At 70.1% G+C, this 20305-nt stretch carries 20 protein-coding genes; 13 read left to right on the top strand and 7 right to left on the bottom strand.

Annotated features, from left to right (window positions below; all coding sequences use genetic code 11):
- Positions 1–69: 69 nt before the first annotated feature.
- Entirely contained in the window at positions 70–2031 is a 1962-nt protein-coding gene (locus AC5L3X_RS15830; protein ID WP_494857609.1) for a thioredoxin domain-containing protein, read from the bottom strand.
- A 115-nt stretch (positions 2032–2146) separates the two neighbouring features.
- Here AC5L3X_RS15830 and AC5L3X_RS15825 point away from each other — a divergent pair, with 115 nt between their 5' ends.
- On the top strand, positions 2147–3310 hold the full coding sequence (locus AC5L3X_RS15825; protein ID WP_494857607.1) for a hypothetical protein: 1164 nt from the start codon (positions 2147–2149) through the stop codon (positions 3308–3310).
- Here the strand turns inward: AC5L3X_RS15825 and AC5L3X_RS15820 are convergent.
- The 3 genes from AC5L3X_RS15820 to mca are packed head-to-tail and all read right to left on the bottom strand — an operon-like array spanning position 3296 to position 4673.
- The gene (locus AC5L3X_RS15820; protein ID WP_494857605.1) at positions 3296–3589 is read right to left on the bottom strand and encodes a GNAT family N-acetyltransferase; all 294 of its coding nucleotides are present in this window, start codon (positions 3587–3589) and stop codon (positions 3296–3298) included. The genes AC5L3X_RS15825 and AC5L3X_RS15820 overlap by 15 nt on opposite strands.
- The gene (locus AC5L3X_RS15815) at positions 3590–3754 is read right to left on the bottom strand and encodes a hypothetical protein (RefSeq protein ID WP_494857604.1); all 165 of its coding nucleotides are present in this window, start codon (positions 3752–3754) and stop codon (positions 3590–3592) included.
- Between the two features lie 34 nt (positions 3755–3788).
- Complete coding sequence (gene mca, locus AC5L3X_RS15810; RefSeq protein WP_189124137.1) at positions 3789–4673, bottom strand: mycothiol conjugate amidase Mca; 885 nt, start codon at positions 4671–4673, stop codon at positions 3789–3791.
- 222 nt (positions 4674–4895) lie between these two features.
- On the opposite strand from mca, the gene AC5L3X_RS15805 reads away from it, so the two are divergent.
- The 10 genes from AC5L3X_RS15805 to phoH2 all read left to right on the top strand — a co-directional run bounded on the left by AC5L3X_RS15805 (position 4896) and on the right by phoH2 (position 14587).
- Positions 4896–5228, top strand: a complete 333-nt coding sequence (locus AC5L3X_RS15805; RefSeq protein ID WP_494857603.1) for a DUF4307 domain-containing protein — start codon at positions 4896–4898, stop codon at positions 5226–5228.
- A 106-nt stretch (positions 5229–5334) separates the two neighbouring features.
- A complete protein-coding gene (gene greA, locus AC5L3X_RS15800) occupies positions 5335–5835 on the top strand; it encodes a transcription elongation factor GreA (RefSeq protein WP_189124139.1) in 501 nt (166 codons plus the stop codon).
- The gene (locus tag AC5L3X_RS15795; protein WP_494857602.1) at positions 5832–7079 is read left to right on the top strand and encodes a C40 family peptidase; all 1248 of its coding nucleotides are present in this window, start codon (positions 5832–5834) and stop codon (positions 7077–7079) included. The genes greA and AC5L3X_RS15795 overlap by 4 nt, the downstream gene beginning before the upstream one ends.
- A gap of 69 nt (positions 7080–7148) precedes the next feature.
- Positions 7149–7670, top strand: a complete 522-nt coding sequence (gene abmR, locus AC5L3X_RS15790) for an ATP-binding transcription factor AbmR (RefSeq protein ID WP_494857601.1) — start codon at positions 7149–7151, stop codon at positions 7668–7670.
- 247 nt (positions 7671–7917) lie between these two features.
- Positions 7918–9783, top strand: a complete 1866-nt coding sequence (locus tag AC5L3X_RS15785) for a phosphoenolpyruvate carboxykinase (GTP) (RefSeq protein WP_494857600.1) — start codon at positions 7918–7920, stop codon at positions 9781–9783.
- Between the two features lie 109 nt (positions 9784–9892).
- Positions 9893–10780, top strand: coding sequence for a DUF7064 domain-containing protein (locus AC5L3X_RS15780; RefSeq protein WP_189124142.1), 888 nt, complete (start codon positions 9893–9895; stop codon positions 10778–10780).
- A gap of 27 nt (positions 10781–10807) precedes the next feature.
- Positions 10808–11635, top strand: a complete 828-nt coding sequence (locus tag AC5L3X_RS15775; RefSeq protein WP_189124143.1) for an amidohydrolase family protein — start codon at positions 10808–10810, stop codon at positions 11633–11635.
- Between the two features lie 24 nt (positions 11636–11659).
- Positions 11660–12232: a hypothetical protein gene (locus tag AC5L3X_RS15770; protein ID WP_494857599.1), complete on the top strand. Its 573-nt coding sequence runs from the start codon at positions 11660–11662 to the stop codon at positions 12230–12232.
- Positions 12233–12295: 63 nt separating this feature from the next.
- Complete coding sequence (locus AC5L3X_RS15765) at positions 12296–13057, top strand: isoprenyl transferase (protein WP_189124145.1); 762 nt, start codon at positions 12296–12298, stop codon at positions 13055–13057.
- A gap of 210 nt (positions 13058–13267) precedes the next feature.
- Positions 13268–14587: an RNA 5'-3' helicase PhoH2 gene (phoH2, locus tag AC5L3X_RS15760; protein ID WP_268241128.1), complete on the top strand. Its 1320-nt coding sequence runs from the start codon at positions 13268–13270 to the stop codon at positions 14585–14587.
- Between the two features lie 16 nt (positions 14588–14603).
- Here phoH2 and AC5L3X_RS15755 read toward each other — a convergent pair whose 3' ends face one another.
- Genes AC5L3X_RS15755 through AC5L3X_RS15745 form a run of 3 tightly spaced genes read right to left on the bottom strand, consistent with a single transcriptional unit; the run spans position 14604 to position 17187 of the window.
- Complete coding sequence (locus AC5L3X_RS15755; RefSeq protein ID WP_494857598.1) at positions 14604–15107, bottom strand: hypothetical protein; 504 nt, start codon at positions 15105–15107, stop codon at positions 14604–14606.
- Positions 15104–16516, bottom strand: coding sequence for an ATP-binding protein (locus tag AC5L3X_RS15750; protein ID WP_189124147.1), 1413 nt, complete (start codon positions 16514–16516; stop codon positions 15104–15106). Before AC5L3X_RS15750 ends, AC5L3X_RS15755 begins: the two co-directional genes overlap by 4 nt.
- Entirely contained in the window at positions 16513–17187 is a 675-nt protein-coding gene (locus AC5L3X_RS15745) for a response regulator (RefSeq protein ID WP_189124148.1), read from the bottom strand. Before AC5L3X_RS15745 ends, AC5L3X_RS15750 begins: the two co-directional genes overlap by 4 nt.
- Positions 17188–17471: 284 nt before the next feature.
- Here AC5L3X_RS15745 and AC5L3X_RS15740 point away from each other — a divergent pair, with 284 nt between their 5' ends.
- Together AC5L3X_RS15740 and AC5L3X_RS15735 are read left to right on the top strand one after the other, a co-directional pair.
- Positions 17472–18167, top strand: coding sequence for an aggregation-promoting factor C-terminal-like domain-containing protein (locus AC5L3X_RS15740; protein ID WP_494857597.1), 696 nt, complete (start codon positions 17472–17474; stop codon positions 18165–18167).
- 71 nt (positions 18168–18238) lie between these two features.
- The gene (locus AC5L3X_RS15735; protein WP_494857596.1) at positions 18239–20236 is read left to right on the top strand and encodes a glycosyltransferase family 2 protein; all 1998 of its coding nucleotides are present in this window, start codon (positions 18239–18241) and stop codon (positions 20234–20236) included.
- Positions 20237–20305: the final 69 nt, after the last annotated feature.

Genomic DNA, 20305 nt, shown 5'->3' with positions numbered 1-20305 from the left:
CCGCCCCTCATCAGGTCAGGGGCCGCGTCGACCACGGCCGATGCCGGATCGGCTGTGGGGATGATCACGTCAGCGCTCGGCGAGCTGCGCGCGTAGCGCCTCGGGGGTGGTCACGGGCAGCCGGCAGGTGAAACCCCTGCACACGTAGGCCGCCGGGGCGCCGTCGATCGGGCCGCGCCCGTCCAGCAGGGCCGGACGCGACTCGTCGTCGGTGCCCGGACCGGGCGCCACGACCAGCCCGGGGACGTCGGCCAGCAGCGCCTCGCGGTGCAGGGCGCGGGTGCGCGGGTCGCCGGGCGGGCCCACCACCGCCACCTCGACCGGCCCGTCGAGCGCCGCCCGCGCCACGGCCAGCCCCCAACCGGCGAACCGCGCGTGCTTCCCGGCCAGCACCGACACCGTGCCCAGCGCCGCATGGGCCGCGTCACGATGCCGCATGGAGCCGCTCAGCGCCGCATAGGACAGCAGCGCCCCGGCGGCGGCGTACTGGCCCGAGGGCGTGGCGTTGTCGGTGGGGTCCTGCGGCCGCTGGAACAGCCGCTCGGCGTCGTCCGCCGTGTCGTAGAACCCGCCCGCGGTGTCGGCGAACCGGTCGAGCACGACGTCGAGCAGCGCGCCGGCCAGCCGGAACCAGCGCGTGTCGCCGGTCACGCCGTAGAGCGCGACCAGCCCCTCGGCCACGTTGGCGTAGTCGTCGAGCACTCCGGCGTTGGCGCCCGCGCGGCCGTCGCGCGAGGTGCGCAGCAGCCGGCCGTCCGCCAGGTGCACGTCCTCGATCAGCGCGGCGGCCGACGAGGCCGCCTCGACCAGGTCGGGCCGGTCGAACACCAGGCCGGTCTCGGCCAGGGCGGCGATGGCCAGGCCGTTCCAGGAGGCCACCACCTTGTCGTCGCGCGCCGGGCGGACGCGCCGGGCCCTGGCGGCGAGCAACCGGGCGCGGACGGAGCCGCACCGGCCGACGTCGTCCGGGTCACGAGGCAGCTGCAGCACCGACGTGCCGTGCTCGAACGTGCCGGTGACCTCGAACACCTGCTCCGCCCAGGCCGCGTCGGCGGGCCCCAGCACCTCGCGGAGCTCCTCGGGGCTCCAGACGTAGAACCTGCCCTCCTCGCCCTCGCTGTCGGCGTCGAGCGCCGACGCGAAGCCGCCCTCGGCGGTGCCCAGCTCGCGCAGCATCCACTCGGCGGTCTCCAGCGCGACCCTGCGGGCCAGCGGGTCGCCGGTCGCCTTCCACCAGTGCGTGTAGACACGCAGCAGCAGGGCGTTGTCGTAGAGCATCTTCTCGAAGTGCGGCACCACCCACGCGGCGTCGACGCTGTAGCGCGCGAAGCCGCCGCCGAGCTGGTCGTACAGTCCGCCGCGGGCCATCGCCTCCAGGGTCGCGCCGCTCATCTCCCGCTCGCCGGACCGCAGCAGAAACTCCAGCGCCATCGACGGCGGGAACTTGGGCGCGCCGCCGAACCCGCCGCGCTCCGGATCGAACGACTCACGCAGATTTCGTACGGCCCGCTCCAGCGTCTCCGCGGTGGGCAGCGGCCCCGTCGGCAGCGCGGTGGACCTGTTGAGCGCCTCGACGATCTTCGAGCCCTGCGCCAGCACGGCCTCCCGGTCGTGGCTCCACGCGTCGTGCACCCCGGCGAGCAGCCGCTGGAACTGGGGGCGCGGGAAGTAGGTGCCGCAGTAGAACGGGTGCCCCTCGGGCGTGGCGAACACCGTCATCGGCCACCCGCCCTGCTGGGTCATGGCCTGGGTGGCGTTCATGTAGACGGCGTCGACGTCGGGCCGCTCCTCACGGTCGACCTTCACGTTGACGAAGTGCTCGTTCATCAGCCGCGCGGTCTCGGGATCCTCGAAGCTCTCGTGTGCCATCACGTGACACCAGTGGCACGCCGAGTAGCCAACGCTGATCAGCAACGGCACGTCCCGCGACCGGGCCTCGGCGAACGCCTCCCCGCCCCATGGGTGCCAGTCGACAGGGTTGTCCGCGTGCTGCTGCAGGTAGGGGCTCGTCGCGTCCTTCAACCGGTTCATCAGGACCTCCTGTCTTCACCCTAGACCGCCCGGCCGGTGTCCTCCGGAGCGGACGATGGCCGCGTCGCGAGCCTGGCGGGTGTGGGGACGGGCGCGGAGGCGTAGGTTACGGAGAGTGGACCTGGACTTCGTCTGCACGCACGCGGGCCGGCGCGCCTCCGCCCTCACCAGAAGAGACGTGGCGCGGGCCCTGCTCGACGTGCCGTCCGGGATGGCGCTGGTGGGGCTGCCCGAGCTGCGGCGCGCGATGATGGCGGCGGGCAATCCGCTGTCCGTGGTGTTCTGGGAGTCGGCCAGGACGATCCTCAACGCGATCGAGTCGGGCGTCGCCACGGTCGGCGACGTGCAGCGCTGGATCGAGTCGACCGGCAGCGAGCCGATCCTCATGACGCCCGGCTACTTCATCTGGCCCGAGGAGGACGAGCGCGGCCCGGTGTCGACCGAGATGTACGCCAAGCTGGTCCACTACCTGGAGGCTCGCGTCCAGGCCGGCGAGGTCGACCCCGACGCGCTGGTCCGCGGCGACCAGGCGGCCCGGCGGGCGTACGAGGAGATGCAGGAGGAGTGGCTGAGCAGGCCGCTGCCCGACGGCCGGGTGCCCGGGTTCGCGGTCAACGACGAGCAGGACGAGGAGCTGTTCGCCGCCTGGGGCGAGGAGGAGGCGCTGGCCCTGGAGGAGCTGCGGCGGATCATGGGCGAGCTGCCCGAGCCGCCCGAGCCGCCCGCCGCGGAGCTGGACCGGGCGGGCGCGCGCCTGCGGGCGCTGCTGAGCCTGCCCGGCTATCCGGCCAACGTGCTGCGGGCCTGCGCGGGGTTCGAGGAGAGCCCGATGCCCGACGACGACCGCGCGCTCTGGCTCGCCGTGGTCGCCGGCATCGCCGCGCCGATCTCCGATCTGTCGGAGGAGGACGACACGCTGGAAGAGTGGACCGACCTCGAAGGCGAGCCGCGGCACGAGGACACCGTGCTGGCCCACATCTGCGCCATCCAGCACGCCGACTGGCTGGCCGCGGTGGCGGCGCTGGCCAGGCTCGGGCCGGGAGTGCTCGCCTCGCCCGAGCGGATCGCCCGGCTCATCGCCGAGTCGGAGGACATCGACGTCGACGAGCAGGACGTCGCGCTGGACATCGACGACGTGGCCGCGACCGAGAGCCTGTTCGCGCCGGTGGTGACGCTCTGGGGCTATCTCGGTGTCGTCGACCCGGACGACGTGCTGACCCCGCTCGGCTGGTGGGGGCTGCCGAAGGCGCTGGAGCGCGCCTGGTCACCCCGTGACTGAGGCGTCGAGCAGGTCTTTGTACTCGGGGTTGCGCTCGATGAGCCGCGTGACGTAGGGGCACTGCGGCACGACGGTGAGGCCGGTGTCGCGGCTCACGTCGAGGGCGTGCTTGATCAGCCTGCTCGCCAGGCCCTGTCCTTCGTACTCGGACCGCACCTCGGTGTGGGTGAAAACGATCTTGGTGGGCAGGAGGAGATAATCGGCGAACCCGGCGACCTTGCCGTCCACGAGAACCTCGAAGCGGCTTTCGGCTGCGTTGTCGACTACTTCGATCGGCATCTATTCGGCTTTCGTGTCGTCCTTGTCGGCCCCGCTGGGAACCTTGATCTTCGACATCTGCTTGTTCATCGACTTGATCAGGAAGTACAGGGCCACCCCGATGAGGGCGACGACGGTGAAGCCGAGCAGGCCCGGACTGACATCACCAGCTGCTAGAACTGTCACCCCTTCAGTCTGCCACCAAGGGGTCGTGGTCGGGTCAGTGGCAGGCGGCCGAGACCTCCTCGGCGTGGATGCCGGCGAACAGGTCGTCCTCGGGCAGCCCGGTGTCGACCAGCGAGCGCGCCAGATGGTAGTCCTCGGTCGGCCAGATCTCCTGCTGCAGCTCGCGCGGGCAGACGAACCAGAAGCCGTCGGGGTCGACCTGGGTGGCGTGGGCCAGCAGCGCCTGGTCGCGGATCTCGAAGTAGTCGCCGCACGGCACCCGGGTGGTCACCGGCCACTTGGCCGGGCGGTCCTCCCAGCGGGAGATCCAGTCGGAGTAGGGGGAGCCCATGCCGCGCGTGGTCATCGCCTCGTGCAGCGCCTCGAACCGCTCCTTGGTGAAGCCCATCTGGTAGTAGAGCTTCAGCGGCTGCCACGGGTCGCCGGCGCCGGGGTAGCGGTCGGGGTCGCCGGCGGCCTCGAACGCCTCCACCGACACCCTGTTGGTCATGATGTGGTCGGGATGGGGGTAGCCGCCGTCGTCGTCGTACGTCATGACGACGTGCGGCCTGAACTCACGCACCGCGGCCACGAGCGGCGCCGAGGCGACCTCCAGCGGCTGCACCGCGAAGCAGCCCTCGGGCAGCTCCTCGTCGTCGTTCTCCGGAAGCCCGGAGTCCATGAAGCCCATGAACCTCTGCCGGACGCCCAGGATCTCGCGCGCGCGGTCCATCTCGGCCCGGCGGACCTCGCCGATGTTCGCCACGATCTCGGGGCGGTCCATCTTGGGGTTGAGCACGGACCCGCGCTCTCCGCCCGTCAGTGTGCAGACCAGCACCTCCACGCCCTCGCGGACGTAGCGCGCCATCGTCGCGGCGCCCTTGCTCGACTCGTCGTCGGGGTGCGCGTGGACGGCCATCAGCCTCAGCGGTGCGCTCACGGGCTCGATGTCTCCTCTGTCAGGACCTATCACTAGCCCGGACAGGCTAGTTTCTGCTGGGCGGTCGCGAGGGCGTGACCCCCGCGGGCGACAATTGTCTCGGATAACGCTGAGGGAGTGCAGGGAGATTCCGCCATGGTCACCAGAGATGTCGAGAACGGGCCCGTTCTCGGCACACCCGACGACTTCCCGGACCGTCCCAAGCGAGGTGGTCGTCTCGTCGTGCACGTCGTGATCGGCGTGCTGGTGGCCATCATCGCAGGTGGATGGGGCTACGTGATGTGGTCGATGACCGGCAGCAGCACCGGTGCGGGCTCGCAGGTCGTGACGTTCACCGTGGACGGCCCCACTCAGGCCGAGATCACCTTCGACGTCAGCAAGCCGACCGAGCGTGCCGCGGTCTGCCGGATCAGGGCGCTGGACGTCAACCACGCCGAAGTGGGCAGCAAGGAAGTAAAAATTCCGGCTGGTGAGGGTATCAAACGTCTTACGGAGCGGGTCAGCACCAGCGTGCAGGCGACTTCCGTCCACATCCAGTACTGCAATCTCGTATGATGAGACGTTTGGGGAAGCGTTCGCGCGGCTGACTTGTTAGCCTTTCGCAATTAAACCGCACGCTACCTCAAGTGATCCAGGGCCCCCTAGGCAGCAAGGAGAACCCGTGGCCGACTCTCGCGATGAGAACGTCACATGGCTGACGCAAGAGGCGTACGACCGCCTGAAGGCGGAGTACGAGTATCTTTCGGGCCCCGGGCGCGTCGACATCGCCAAGAAGATCGAGGCCGCCCGCGAGGAAGGTGACCTGAAGGAGAACGGCGGCTATCACGCGGCCAAGGACGAGCAGGGCAAGATGGAGGCCCGCATCTTCCATCTCCGGCAGATCATCGACAACGCCCAGGTGGGAGAGGCGCCCAAGGCCGAAGGCGTCGTCGGGCCCGGCATGACCGTGACGATCCGGTTCGTCGGTGACGACGACGAGGTGACCTTCCTGCTCGCCTCCCGTGAGGAGAGCGGAGCACCGATCGACGTATACTCGCCCAAGTCTCCCCTCGGGGCGGCGATCAACGGCAAGAAGATCGGTGAGAAGGCGACCTACAGCATGCCCAACGGCCGTCAGAACACAGTCGAGATCCTCGAGGCTGTGCCGTACATCGGCAATTGACACCCGATGACACCAACCGCCGGGTCCACGCTGGCCCGGCGGATTTTTCGCATGGCTCCGGCATCCGCGGCGACCTGAGTTTTCTCGTCCGCTCCCGCAAACGGCGTGACCACCGGCGGCTGGTTCCGTTCATCGTGGTCACGCTGGTCGCGGTGCTGACCGCCGACCTGCTGTTACTCGTGCAGCCCGGCCGGCCGGTGGCGACCGAGGCCGTGCGCGCCCGGCCGGACTCCCGGCAGACGCCGGTCGCCGAGGTCAAGACCAGGCAGCCGGTCAAGCCGCTGGGCACGCTGCGCAAGCCCCACCTGTTCGTGGTGACCCGCAAACCGTTCACCACGCGGACGCTGAAGCGGGTGGCGCGGCTGCGCGGTGTGCGGGCTCTGGAGCTGGCCGACGCCGCCTCGATCATGCTCGACGGCAAGCGCGTCCAGACGCTCGCGGTCGACCCCTCGACCTTCCGGGCCTACACCCCCAAGGTGACGGCCTCCTCCGACCCCCTGTGGAACAACGTGGCCGCGGGCGACGTCGCGGTCTCGTTCGTGCTCGGCAGCGACGGAGGTCTCGCGCTGCACAGCCGGGTGTCCGGCCCCGCCGGGCCGCTGCGCATCGGCGCCTACGCCACGACCGGCTTCGGCGCGGTCGACGCGGTGGTCTCCCGTGACACGGGCCGCTCACTCGGCCTGCCGAAGGACAACGCGCTGATCGTCAGCGCCCCCAGGACCGACTCAGCCAAGCTGCGCAGGAGCCTGCTGAAGCTGCTGCCCAAGGGCTCTCAGGTGGCCATGGTCAACCCGGTGCTGCCCCCGGCCCAGACCCAGCCGCGCGCCTGGGCCGCGGGTTCGTTCATGTCGGGCGAGCAACTGACGGTGGCGCTGCGGGCGGCGGTCTCCAAGCTCGGCCGGCCCTACGTGTGGGGCGCCGAGGGGCCCGACACGTTCGACTGCTCGGGGCTGGTGCAGTGGGCCTACAAGCAGGCCGGCGTGCGGATGCCCCGGGTGACGCACCAGCAGTGGGTGACGGGGCCGCAGGTGCCGCTCTCGCAGGCGCAGCCGGGCGACCTGCTCTTCTGGCGCAACGACCCGACCAACCCCGCGTACATCTCGCACGTGGCGATCTTCTGGGGCGGCGGCAAGATGCTGCACGCGCCGCGCACCGGTGACGTGGTGAAGCTGGTGCCGGTCAACACCCGCAACCTGGCCGGCGTGGTGCGGGTGAGCCCTGCCGTGGCGTCCGGGGTCAGGTAACCGTAAGAGTTCCGTACCTGTGCGGGTGCCGTACGTGCTTTTCCGGCGCAACCATGTAATTCTGATTACATGGAGAGCGACGAGATCACCGCGCAGATCCGAGGCTGGTTCACCGGGCGCCTGCCCGAGGGCTGGTTCACCGGCCCGCCGGAGATCGTCAGGGACCGCGAGGAGATCGCGGTGTTCGGCACGCTGCCCGAGCCGCCCGGCGACCTGCCCGAGGCCGAGCGGGCCGCTCTCGTCGACGGGCTGATCCGGAGGTTCCGGGAGGAGACCCGCGAGCGGCGGATCGAGATCGCCAAGGAGGCCGAGCGCGCATTCCGGCAGAAGGTGTCGTGGGGCGTCGTCTGCGGCGACCAGACCGTGATGTTCACCACACTGTCGGTGCCGGTGATGACCCGGCTGCGCCAGACCGAACGGCAGGTCCTCGACACGCTCGTGGCCGCCGGGGTGGCCCGCAGCCGCAGTGACGCGCTCGCCTGGTGCGTGCGGCTGGTCGGCAAGAACACCGACACCTGGCTGGCCGAATTGCGCGACGCGCTGCAGCACGTCGACCGAGTTCGCTCCGCCGGGCCGGACGTCCGATCCTGAGGGCACGCAGCGCGAATCGTCCGGGCACTGGTTTATACCTCTCGGCGAATTGGTTTAGACCAAATAGATTGGCCTAAACCACTGCTCTGACGAATTCTTTTAAAACGCTTCCGCCTGGGTAGGCTCCCCCAATCGTCAAGGCCGCTGCCTGCGACGGAGCTCGCGAACAGGTCTATGCCAATTGGCTTTCGCGCGGTCTCGTCGTTAATGATGGCGGGGCCCTGAGAAGTGTGGAGGAGCCGGAGCCGTGTCCCTTTCCGTGGAAGTACCAGCCCCGACCAGCAATGGCGAATTGGTCGCGTGGGTGAGCGAGGTAGCCGCCCTGACCCAACCCGACCGGATCGAATGGTGCGACGGCTCGGAGGAGGAGTGGACGCGCCTGACCAACCTGCTCGTCGAGCAGGGCACCATGACGCGTCTGGCGAAGCGGCCCAACAGCTTCTACGCCAAGTCCGACCCGAGCGACGTGGCCCGGGTCGAGGACCGTACCTTCATCTGCTCCGAGCGCGAGGAGGACGCGGGCCCGACCAACAACTGGATCCCGCCCGCGGAGATGCGCGACACGTTCGGCAAGCTCTTCAAGGGCTGCATGCGCGGTCGCACGATGTACGTCGTGCCGTTCTCCATGGGCCCGCTGGGCGGTGAGATCTCGCAGCTCGGTGTGGAGATCACCGACTCCGCCTACGTCGCGGTGTCCATGCGGATCATGACCCGGATGGGGGAGCGGGCGCTGCGCCTGATCGAGGAGCGCGGAGCGGCGCGAAAGGCCGAAGAGAGCGAGGGACGAGCCAACGAAGGCCGCAGCAAGCGCGACCATGAGCAGAGCGACTTCGTGCGCTGTGTGCACAGCGTCGGCGCGCCGCTCGAGGACGGGCAGGACGACGTCCCGTGGCCGTGCAGCTCCACCAAGTACATCAGCCACTTCCCCGAGACCCGCGAGATCTGGTCCTACGGGTCCGGCTACGGCGGCAACGCGCTGCTGGGCAAGAAGTGCTACGCGCTGCGCATCGCCAGCACCATGGCCCGTGACGAGGGCTGGCTGGCCGAGCACATGCTCATCCTCAAGCTCACGCCGCCGTCGGGGGAGACGCGCTACATCGCCGCCGCCTTCCCCAGCGCGTGCGGCAAGACCAACCTCGCCATGCTCCAGCCGACCATCCCCGGCTGGAAGGTCGAGACCGTGGGCGACGACATCGCCTGGATGAGGTTCGGCGACGACGGCCGGCTCTACGCCATCAACCCGGAGGCGGGCTTCTTCGGCGTCGCGCCGGGCACCGGCCAGACCACCAACGCCAACGCGGTCAAGACGCTCTGGGGCAACAGCATCTTCACCAACGTCGCGCTCACCGACGACGGCGACGTGTGGTGGGAGGGCCTCACCGACGAGGTCCCCGCGCACCTCACCGACTGGAAGGGGCGTTCCTGGACGCCCGACAGCGATGAGCCCGCGGCCCATCCGAACGCCCGGTTCACCACGCCGGCGTCGCAGTGCCCGACGATCGCACCCGAATGGCAGGACCCCAAGGGCGTGCCCATCTCGGCGATCCTGTTCGGCGGTCGCCGCGCCACCGCGGTGCCGCTCGTGACCGAGTCGCTGAGCTGGGAGCACGGCGTCTTCCTCGGAGCCAACGTCGCCTCCGAGAAGACCGCCGCCGCCGAGGGCAAGGTGGGCGAGCTGCGTCACGACCCGTTCGCGATGCTGCCGTTCTGCGGCTACAACATGGGCGACTACTTCGCCCACTGGCTGAAGATCGGCCGTCGCGAGGGTGCCCGGCTGCCGCGCATCTACTACGTCAACTGGTTCCGCAAGAGCGCCGACGGCCGCTACATCTGGCCGGGCTTCGGCGAGAACAGCCGCGTGCTCAAGTGGATCGTGGAGCGCCTCAACGGCGAGGCCAAGGCCGTGCCCACGCCGATCGGCCTGCTGCCCGAGGCGCTCGACACCGAGGGTCTCGACCTGCCCGAGGAGGACCTGCGCACGCTGCTCTCCGTCGACCGGGAGGTGTGGCGCGAGGAGGCGGCGCTGATCCCGGACCACTTCGAGACGTTCGGCTCCCACCTGCCCAAGGAGCTGTGGAACGAGTACAACGCCCTGCTCGACCGCCTGTCCTGATCCTGTCCGGTACGGCTCGACGCGACGAGCCGTACCGGTTGATCCCGTTCTGGCCGGACCAAGGTACGGTGTGCTCGTGCTTTAACCAAGCGCTTGGACGGGAGGCGGGATGCGGATCGTCGACCTGGGCGGCGGTGCACTCGGGCCGGGGGACGAGGCGCCGCACGAGCCGGGCCCCGAACTCCTGTGGAACGAGTCCTACTACTTCGACTTCGTCTCCGAGGACGGCGAGCTGGGCGGTTACGTCCGGCTCGGCCTCTACCCCAACTGGAACCGCGCCTGGTACTGGGCCTGTCTGGTCGGTACGGACGGCCGGCGGCACATGGTCGTCGACCACGACGCCAAGCTCCCGACCGGCGCCGACCTGGACGTCAGCGGCGACGGCCACACCGCCACCCAGCGGACCGTCGAGCCCATGGAGGCGGTCCGTCTCACGCTCGCCGCCGACGACCTACGGCTCGACCTGGAGTGGCGGACCGCCGGCGGTGTCTACGGCTACGCGCTCACGTCGCGCTACGAGATCCCGTGCCGGGTGAGCGGCACCGTCGACGGCCGACCCTTCGCCGGCCACGGGCAGCGCGACCACTCCTGGGGCGTGCGCGACTGGTGGTCGGTCTCCTGGCTGTGGAGCAGCGGCCGGCTGGAGGACGGGACGTACCTGCACGGCATGCAGGCCAATGTCGGGGTCGCGCTGCCCTGGCCGGCGTTCACCGTGCCGCCCGGGGGACAGGTCGAGCACGTCGAGGGTTTCTCCGCGGCCACCGAGTTCGCGGGCGACCGGCCGAGCACCGCCCGGCTGGCCTTCCCCGGCCTGGGCACGACCGTCGAGCCGCTGGCCGACGCCCCTGTGGAGCTGACCTCACCGGACGGGGCCCTGGCCCGGTTCTCCAGGTCGATGTGCCGGTTCGTGACCGACGACGGGCGGGTGGGCCACGGCTGGACCGAGTGGCACCAGCCCCCGGGCTGGCGCGAGCACGGCTGGGGTCCCTTGCTCTGACGTGGCCGGACATCCTAGGTTCGGTGCATGATCGTGGACGCGCACCAGCACTTCTGGGACCTCGAAACCGGTTCCTATCCCTGGCTCACTCCCGAGGCCGGAGTGCTCTACCGGACCTATCGCCCGGAGGATCTGGCACCCGAGCTCGCGGCGGCCGGGGTCGAGGCCACGGTGCTGGTGCAGGCGGCCGACTCCTACCAGGAGACCGACGGCCTGCTGGCCCTGGCCGACGCGCACGACTTCATCGCCGGGGTCGTCGGCTGGGTGCCGCTGACCCGTCCCGACGAGGCCGGCGAGGCTCTGGAGCGCTACCGCGGACATCCGCGCTTCTCGGGGATCCGTCATCTCATCCACGACGAGCCCGACCCCGACTGGGTGGTCCAGGACACCGTGCTGGAGTCACTCGGGCTGCTCGCGGAGGCCGGCCTGACCTTCGACGTCGTCTCGCTGCTGCCCCGTCACCTCGACCACGTGGTCACCGTCGCCGAGCGTCATCCCACTCTGCGGATCGTCATCGACCACCTGTCGAAGCCGTCTATCAAGGACCACGTGTGGGAGCCGTGGGCCTCCGGGCTGGCCCGCGCCGCCGCCTGCCCCAACGTGTACGCCAAGGTGTCGGGGCTCGTCACCGAGGCCGACCACGCGGACTGGACGGTGGAGGACCTGCGGCCCTACGTCGAGTACGCGGTCGAGACGTTCGGGCCCGAACGCCTGATGGCCGGCAGCGACTGGCCCGTCGCGCTGCTCGCGGCCGACTACCAGACGGTCTGGCAGGTCACGTCCGCCCTGCTCAGTGGCACGGACCGGAGCCTCGTCCTCGGCGGCACGGCGGCGCGTTTCTACGGGTTTAGCTGACTTTCGGGGGGAAACCCTTGTGTGGTGGGCGGACTTCGTTGCGTCGACGGATCTTTCCTGACCGTCACGCCCGTCGCGTGCACGGACAGCGTCGGCGCCCCGTACGAGATCACTCTGGAGCTCCGTCGCGACGGCACGCCGTACGGAACGGTGGGTGAGCGGTGCGGGTGGGTGCTCGCGCGGGTGGCGCGCGGCGTCGACGAGGCGCGGCAGGGGCGCGGAGAGGCGCGGCGCTGGTCCGACCCCGACGACAGGTTCCCCGACGAGGCGCCCGACAGTGAGCTGTTCTCGTTCCGCTATCGCACCCGGTCGGGCACCGTCGGCGGTGGCGAGCTGCGCTGCCAGCTGCGGACGATCCCGATGTGGGTGCCCGGACGGGAGCGTCCGGGCGCGTGGCGGCTGACGCGGCGGGCCATCGTCGAGGCGTGGGGCGCGGGCGGCGTGGGCATGCGGGCGGTGCTCACCTCGGCGGAGCTGGCATCGTTCGTACGGGAGCTGGTCGACGAGGCCGAGGGGTGTCTGGGGGGCCGCAACCTGGCCCGCAATCCGGTCGAAGATCTCGGCAGGAATCACATTGAGGGGGCGGGCAGGGGCTAAACCCGGTGATAATTGCCTGTTAGGTCATTCGACCCGAGGCACAGCACCGCTGGGGAGGACTCCGTGGGCCTGCGCGACCTGGTCTACCGGGTGTACGAGCACCGCTTGGAGACCAAGCTGTCCAAGGACAGTGTGCCCCGGCATGTCGGGGTCATCATCGACGGCAACCGCCGCTGGGCGCGTGCCATGGGCATGCGCGACGTGGCCAGCGGGCACCGCAAGGGGGCCGACAAGATCTCCGAGCTGCTCACCTGGTGCCACGAGACCGGGGTCGAGGTCGTCACGGTCTGGATGCTCTCCAACGACAACCTGAACCGGCCCCGCGAGGAGCTGGAGCCGCTCCTGCGCATCATCGAGGACGTGACGCAGGAGCTGGTGGACGCGGGCTGGCGGATAAGTCCGGTAGGGGCGCTCGACCTGCTGCCGGACAGAACTGCCAATGTCCTGAAAAATGCAAAAGAAGTTACATCACACCGTCCGGGCCTGATTGTGAACGTTGCAGTTGGGTATGGAGGAAGACGTGAGATTGCCGATGCGGTGCGCTCACTCCTCCAGGAGCATGCCAGCAAGGGTGCCAGCATCGAGGACCTCGTCGAGGTACTCGATGTCGAGCACATCGCGGAGCATCTTTACACTCGCGGCCAACCCGACCCGGACCTCCTCATCCGGACCTCGGGCGAGCAGCGCCTGTCGGGCTTCATGCTCTGGCAGAGCGCTCATTCCGAGTTCTACTTCCACGAGGCCTACTGGCCCGACTTCCGCAGGGTGGACTTCCTGCGGGCGCTGCGCGATTACGCTGCGAGACATCGACGTTACGGTTCATAACCGGACATCTGGGTATGATGCACGTAACGTTGTAAGTGTTCGACCGCAGGTCGGACGCTACGGAGGGGGCCCGCCTTTGCGCCAGGACACTGCCGAGGGGGGCCGGCACCCCGGCACCACCGGCCGGTCACGGCCGGAGATCCCGGGCCCGGTCCGAATCCCACCTCGTCTGCAGGGCGCCCGTCCTCTTGGGCGCCCGGGGGAGAACGTGTGGCAGTGTCCTCGAGCAACCCTTCGACCAAGCCCGCCAAGCGCACCTACGTTCTGGACACCTCGGTCCTGCTCGCCGACCCGGCGGCCATGACCCGCTTCGCCGAGCACGAGGTCGTCCTCCCGATCGTGGTGATCACGGAGTTGGAGGGAAAGCGGCACCATCCCGAACTCGGCTACTTCGCGCGGAAGGCCCTGCGCTACCTCGACGACCTGCGCGTGCAGTACGGCAGGCTGGACGAGCCGATGCCGACAGGGGATGGCACGATCAGGGTCGAGCTCAACCACAGCGACCCATCCATCCTGCCCGCCGGGTTCCGTCTGGGCGACAACGACACCCGCATCCTGACCGTGGCCCGTTCGCTGGCCGCCGAGGGCTGCGACGTCGTCCTGGTCTCCAAGGACCTGCCCATGCGGATCAAGGCGGCCTCGATCGGCCTGGCGGCCGAGGAGTACCGCGCCGAGCTGGTCGTCGAGTCCGGATGGACCGGCATGGCCGAGATGCAGGTGACGACCGAGGACGTCGAGACGCTCTTCGAGCAGGGCACCGCCGAGGTGGAGGAGGCTCGCGAGCTGCCCACGCACACCGGCCTGAGGCTGCTGTCGTCCAAGGGGTCCGCCCTCGGCCGGGTGCTGCCCGACAAGTCGGTGCGCCTGGTGCGCGGCGACCGCGAGGTGTTCGGCCTGCACGGCCGCTCCGCCGAGCAGCGCATCGCGCTCGACCTGCTGATGGACCCTGAGATCGGCATCGTCTCGCTCGGCGGCCGGGCCGGCACGGGTAAGTCTGCGCTGGCGCTCTGCGCGGGCCTGGAGGCCGTGCTGGAGCGCCGCCAGCACCGCAAGGTGATCGTCTTCCGGCCGATCTACGCCGTGGGCGGCCAGGAGCTCGGCTACCTGCCCGGCACCGAGGGCGAGAAGATGGGCCCGTGGGGGCAGGCCGTCTACGACACGCTGGGCGCCATCACCTCGCCCGAGGTGATCGATGAGGTGCTCGACCGCGGCATGCTGGAGGTGCTGCCGCTCACCCACATCCGGGGCCGCTCGCTGCACGACGCGTTCGTGATCGTGGACGAGGCGCAGTCGCTGGAGCGCGGCGTGCTGCTCACCGTGCTCAGCCGGATCGGCGCCAACTCGCGGGTGGTCCTCACCCACGACATCGCCCAGCGCGACAACCTCCGGGTCGGCCGGCACGACGGCGTCGTCGCGGTGGTGGAGAAGCTCAAGGGCCATCCGCTGTTCGCGCACGTCACGCTGACCAGGTCCGAGCGGTCGCCGATCGCGGCGCTGGTGACCGAGATGCTGGAGGACATCACGCTCTAGATCATGTGCGATCAGATCATCTGAGATCGCCGCAGATGAACCGCCCCTCCGTCTTGGGGGGGCGGTTCCTGTACGTATGAATGATCTTGACTTGTTCGAGGGCGGCGTCCTGCTGGGCCGTACAGACGATCTGGGCCATGGCCGGCCTGCTCAGCGTGCCCTCGCCCCTGACGTAGACCGTCAGCGTGGAGGTCCTCGGCAGTTGGACCTCGTCGCGCTGGACGGGATTGAGAGAGTCCTCGATGCGCTCCAGGGTGAATCCGCGCAGCGCGGTGTCCAGCTCGCCGAGCGGCTGCGTGGAGGCCGCGAACAGCGCGGTGAGCAGGCTCTCCACCGCGTCGGACTCGACGTCGGCCGGCTCCCTCGTCAGCTCGCCGTCCTTCAGCAGGAAGATGGTCTTGGACGGGGGCGGGACCTGGATGACCGGTGGTCTGGTCCGCTCCTCCACGGCGTTCGGCGAGATGCCGCAGCCGGCCACCGCGAGCCAGGCGGCCAGCATGAGTGCCGTACGGGTCCTCATGGCCGCGGCAGCCAGACCGTGAAGAGCGTCCCCGGGTCCTGGGCGCGTACGGAGATGGTGCCGCCGTGCAGGTGGACGTTGGCCCGTGCGATCGACAGGCCGAGACCGCTGCCCTGGCTGCGGGCCCGGCCCGCGCCCGCCTTGTAGAAGCGGTCGAAGACGTGGGCCAGCGCCTCCGCCGGGATGCCCTTGCCGTGGTCGCGCACCTTCACCTCCAGGCCGTTCTCGGTGCCCCTGGCGTTGACCAGCACGGGAGGCTGCCCGTGCTTGAGCGCGTTGCCGACGAGGTTGGCCACGACCACGTCGAACCTCCTCGGATCCAGGTTGACCGTCAGATTCCGCGGGGCGTTGACCCGCACCTGATCGCTCCAGCCACGCACCTCCAGGCAGTCCTGGATCGCGTCGGCCACGTTGACCGGCTCCAGGTTGAGGGTCGCGGTTCCGGCGTCGAAGCGGCTGATCTCGATCAGGTGCTCGATCAGCTCGCGCAGCCGCTCGATCTCGCCGAGCACCAGCCGCACCGCCTCGGCCGACTCCTCGGGCAGCCGGTCGGCCTCGTCGTAGAGCACGTCGGCCACCGCGGTCATCGCGGTCAGCGGGGTGCGCAGCTCGTGCGAGACGTCGGCGACGAACCGGCGGGACATGGCCTCCAGCGAGCGCAGCTCGGCCACGCTCAGCTCCAGCGCCGCCGCCGCGTCGTTGAACCTGGCGGTGAGCTCGGCCAGCTCGTCCTGGCCGTGGACCGGCAGCCGGGTGTCCAGCCTGCCCTCGCCGAGGGCCTGGGCGGCCGCGCTGAGCCGCCTGACGGGCAGCAGCACCTGGCGGGCCGACAGCCAGGCCACGACGAGGGCGATCAGCACGATGACCGCGCCGCCCTGGGCGAGCGTGCTCCGCAGCGTGCTCAGCTGGCTCTCCTCGTCGCGCAGCGGGAAGAAGACGAAGGCCCGCAGCCCGGTCGGCTCGGCCGTGGGCCCGCTCTGGCGGTAGACCTCCGAGCCGACGATGAGCCAGAGCTCGCCGTGGATCACCTTGCGCTGGCTGACCATGTTCTGCTTGGCCCTGCCGTACAACTCGTTGGGCACGTCGGCCATGGTCAGCGGGCCGTCGGCGTAGGCCAGGTTGCGGTACTCCACGGTGACGCTGCGGCCGGGGCCGTCGAGCGCCTGGGCCAGGTCGGCGAGGTTCTGGCTGGTGGGCGGCGCCTCGCCCTGCCTGAGCCGGCCGACGGGGAAGGTGATCCGGTTCAGCTCCCGGGCGACCACGTCCAGGGCGGTGTCCTCGGCCCGCTTGACCAGGGCGGCCTTGGCGAGTTCGAAGCCGATGGTGGCGACCAGGACCGAGGCGGTGACCGCGACCAGGGTGAAGGTGATGACCAGGCGCGCCCGCAGTCCGGTGGGCAGCGGGATCACGGTGGGCTGAACCGGTAGCCGAACCCGCGGACGGTGTGGATGAACACCGGCTCCGCCGGGCGCGGCTCGATCTTCGCCCGGACCCGCTGCACGCAGGCGTCGACCAGGCGCGAGTCGGCGACGTGCGTGTGGTCCCAGACGGCCCGCAGCAGGTAGCGCCGGTTGAGCACCTGGCCGGGGTGCCGCACCAGCTCCAGCAGCAGCCGCAGCTCGGTCGGCGTCAGATGGATCTCCTTCTCGCCCAGCATGACCTTGAGGGCGCCCCGGTCGATCATCAGGTCGCCGAACGCGATGCGGTCGGAGGCGGCCGACTCGGCCCGGCGCAGGATGGCCCGGATGCGGGCGTCCAGCACCCGGGGCTCGACCGGCTTGACCACGTAGTCGTCGGCGCCCGCCTCCAGGCCCACGACCACGTCGAGGTCGTCGCCGCGGGCGGTGAGCAGGATGACCGGAAGCTGGTCGAGCCGGCGGATCCGGCGGCACACCTCGACGCCGTCGATGCCGGGCAGCATGACGTCGAGGATGGCGATCTCGGGGCGGCGCGACCGGATGTGGTCGAGGGCCTCCTCGCCCGTGGCGTAGGAGGTGACGGAATGCCCCTGTCTGGTCAGCGCGAGCTCGAGAGCCGTACGGACTGAGGGATCGTCTTCGACGAGGAGAATTCCGGCCACGCGCACATTATTCTTCCAACCTGCCTATATGTAGGTTGTGTCATAGAACTGTGACATGCCACGCACATGACCACAAAGAGCGCGCGAGACCCTGAAATACGGCCCTCCCTTCGGTTACGGGAGCCCGAGGGGCGGGCCAACCATGTGATAAAAGTCACACTATTTACGAAATGCCACCATAGCGCCATGGTTGCCCTGGGGAAGGTAAACCGAATATCCCGTTTCGGTTGCGGACCACCCCCCCACACAGGGCAAGCTCATAGGTCGTGAGCCCAGGTCCGCAGTTGAGAGAGCGCCGTGCGCCCGAAAGCTCCCGCTCGCGCCGTTCGTCCTCGCGGCTGACCCCGAAGCGGGTGCTCGGTGTCGGCCTCACCGTGGTGATCGTCCTTGGTGGCGGCGGCTACGTCGCCTACCGCGCGGTGCAGAACGCCAACACCCCGCCCACTCCGTTCTCGGCCGAGGAGTTCGGCAAGATCGCCAGCGGCGACCTCAACGCGCCCGACCCGGAGACGGACGCCCTCAAGGAGGCGGCTGTTCAGGCCTACAAGGCCGACGAGCTCAAGAAGGGCCGCGCGGGCGGCAGCAGCAAGGACTTCGACTGGGTCGAGGTCAAGGAGAGAGGGCCCGGCGGCAACGGGTTCCCGCCCGCCAACTTCCCGCCCGGCAGCAACCCGTCCCCGGGCAGCAACAAGGCCACCGCCAGGGGCATGCTGGCCTCGTTCGGCTTCGGCGCCGACCAGTGGGGCTGCCTGGAGAGTCTCTGGCAGAAGGAGAGCGGCTGGAACGAGCGGGCGATGAACCGCTACTCCGGCGCCTACGGCATCCCCCAGTCACTGCCCGGCAGCAAGATGGCCAGCGCGGGCGGCGACTGGCAGACCAACGCCGTCACCCAGATCAAGTGGGGCCTCGGATACATCAAGGGCCGCTACGGCACGCCGTGCGGTGCCTGGGGACACTCTCAGGCCAGGGGTTGGTACTGACAGGTCATCATTTCCCTCTGTAATCGGCAAGCCGTCGCGCCCGGCGAGATAGGGCGGCGCACGCTGACCCCATGGGTGTGAAGGTCAGTGTGATCGTCAATGTCCACAACCCGGGTGATACGGCCGACGCGTGCCTGCACTCCGTGCTGGAGCAGACTCTGCCCGCGGACGACTATGAAGTGATCTTCGTGGACGACGGGTCCACGGACGGGATCGCGGAACGGCTCGACACCGTCTCCGCGGTGCGCCGGAACGTGAAAGTGCTGCACCTGCCCCACACGGGCTCGCCGATGCGGGGCCGCAACGTCGCCATCGCGGCCGCCCAGGGCGACTACGTCTACCTGATGGACCAGTGCGACCGGCTGGAGCGCGACGCCCTCGCCCGGATGTACGACAGGGCCGTCGAAACCGACGCCGACGTGCTCGTCGGCCGGCTCGTACGCGACTGGGGTCCGCCGGTGGCCGCCTTCGAACAGAGCAGGGCCCGCGCCGACATCCTGCGGGACCGGCTGTTCAGCCTGCTCACCCCGCACAAGCTCTACCGCCGGGCGTTCCTGGAGGAGCACGGCCTGGGCTTCGCCGTGCCCGGCGGCCGCGTCGCCGAGCAGGCGTTCGTGGTCCGCGCGTACCTCCACGCCAAGATCATCTCGGTGCTGGCCGAGCACGTCTGCTGCCACCTGGGCGAGCGGGCCGAGCCGGAGGACGACCCGCGCACGCTCGTGGCCGAGCTCCGGTCGCTGCTGGACGACATCGACGCCTTCATCGGCGAGGGCCGCCACCGCGACCGCATGTACGGCCACTGGTTCCGCTCCACCGTGCTCAGGCCGTTCGTGGGAGCCAGGTTCGCCGCCTCCTCCGTCGACCGCAGCCTGTACTTCACGCTGCTCAGGGAGCTCGTACTGGAGCGCTTCCCCGAGCGGCTCGACCGTTACCTGCCCGTCCAGCTACGGGTCGTGGCGGCCCTGCTGCGCCTCGGCCGGCTCGATCAGCTCGTCATCCTGGCCAACTCCAGAGGACGCACCGGGCTGCGCGCCGACCTGACCGAAGTCCGTTGGGACGCCCAGGTGCTGGTGCTGGAGCTGGCCGTCGAGCTCCTCGGCAACGACGGCCAGCCGGCCAGGTACCGCACCGAGAACGACCGGCTCTACTGGATCCCGCCCCGCTCCGTCGACGCCCGGCTCCTGCCGGACGACGTCACGGAGGTCAGCTCCGCCGTCGAGCGCGCCCGCATCGAGGTCTACGTACGGCACGCCGAGACGGGCGTGGTGCACTTCCTGCCCGTGGCGTACCGGGTGGAGCGGTTCAAGGACGGGCGGCGGCACACCAGAGTGCGGATCCTCGGCGAGGCTCGGGTCGACGTGACGGCGGCCGCCCTGGGAGAGCCGTTGCGGCCCGGCCAGTGGGAGGTGCACGTCCGCATGTACGGCGGGGCGCACCAGGCCAGGAGCCGGGTCGGGCGGCCCGAGGGCCCGCTCAACTGCATGGGCGTGCTGTCGCAACGGCCCAGGACGCGGCTGGTGGTGCCCTGCTGGAGCGACGTGGGGGAGCTGGGCCTGGCCATCGAGCCGCGCTCGTTCTCCGAGTCGGTCGCGCTGGTGTCGCCGGGCGTGTCCATCCGGCGGCTGGACGGGCACGTGTACGTCGTGCTGCCGGTGCCGTACGTGCCGCCGAGCGGCGGGCCGCCGGTGGAGCTGGTGCTGCGCAACGCCGCCAGACGGTCGCGTGAGGTGTCCGCGCCCGCCCTGGTGGAGCCGGGGCTCCCGGGCAGGCTCGCCGGCCAGCTCGTCGCCAAGGTGCCGGTCAAGCGGATGCTGCCGGGGCGCGACCAGCTCGGCCCCGGCGCCTGGCTGTCGTCGCTGCGCACGGCCGACGACGAGATCGGACTACGGTTCGGGCTGGAGGTGCGCAGGGGGAAGATCCTGGTGCGCCCGTCGGCCGCCGTCGACCCCGAACGCCGCTCGCCGATGGGCAGGGACACGGTGTGGCACCGGCTGGGCCGCCGCCTGCCCGGCGCGCGGCACCTGGTGCGGCTGGCGCGCGCGGGCAAGCACCGCTACCTCCGGGACTGAGCCGCTCCAGCCCGACGCGCACCGAAGACGGGCGTCGCTCCCTGCTCGCGTGATCATGAGCGGCTGATA

It is taken from the genome of Nonomuraea sp. CX421 (genome assembly GCF_059358955.1).
The sequence above is the reverse complement of the archived record's forward strand: the minus strand, read 5'-3'. Positions and strand labels throughout refer to the sequence as shown.

Coding starts and splice junctions, on each gene's coding strand:
- AC5L3X_RS15830 (WP_494857609.1), bottom strand. CDS start 2,031: ATGAACCGGTTGAAGGACGCGACGAGCCCCTACCTGCAGCAGCACGCG.
- AC5L3X_RS15820 (WP_494857605.1), bottom strand. CDS start 3,589: ATGCCGATCGAAGTAGTCGACAACGCAGCCGAAAGCCGCTTCGAGGTT.
- abmR (WP_494857601.1), top strand. CDS start 7,149: ATGGAGAGCGACGAGATCACCGCGCAGATCCGAGGCTGGTTCACCGGG.
- AC5L3X_RS15780 (WP_189124142.1), top strand. CDS start 9,893: ATGCGGATCGTCGACCTGGGCGGCGGTGCACTCGGGCCGGGGGACGAG.
- AC5L3X_RS15775 (WP_189124143.1), top strand. CDS start 10,808: ATGATCGTGGACGCGCACCAGCACTTCTGGGACCTCGAAACCGGTTCC.
- AC5L3X_RS15755 (WP_494857598.1), bottom strand. CDS start 15,107: ATGAGGACCCGTACGGCACTCATGCTGGCCGCCTGGCTCGCGGTGGCC.
- AC5L3X_RS15735 (WP_494857596.1), top strand. CDS start 18,239: ATGGGTGTGAAGGTCAGTGTGATCGTCAATGTCCACAACCCGGGTGAT.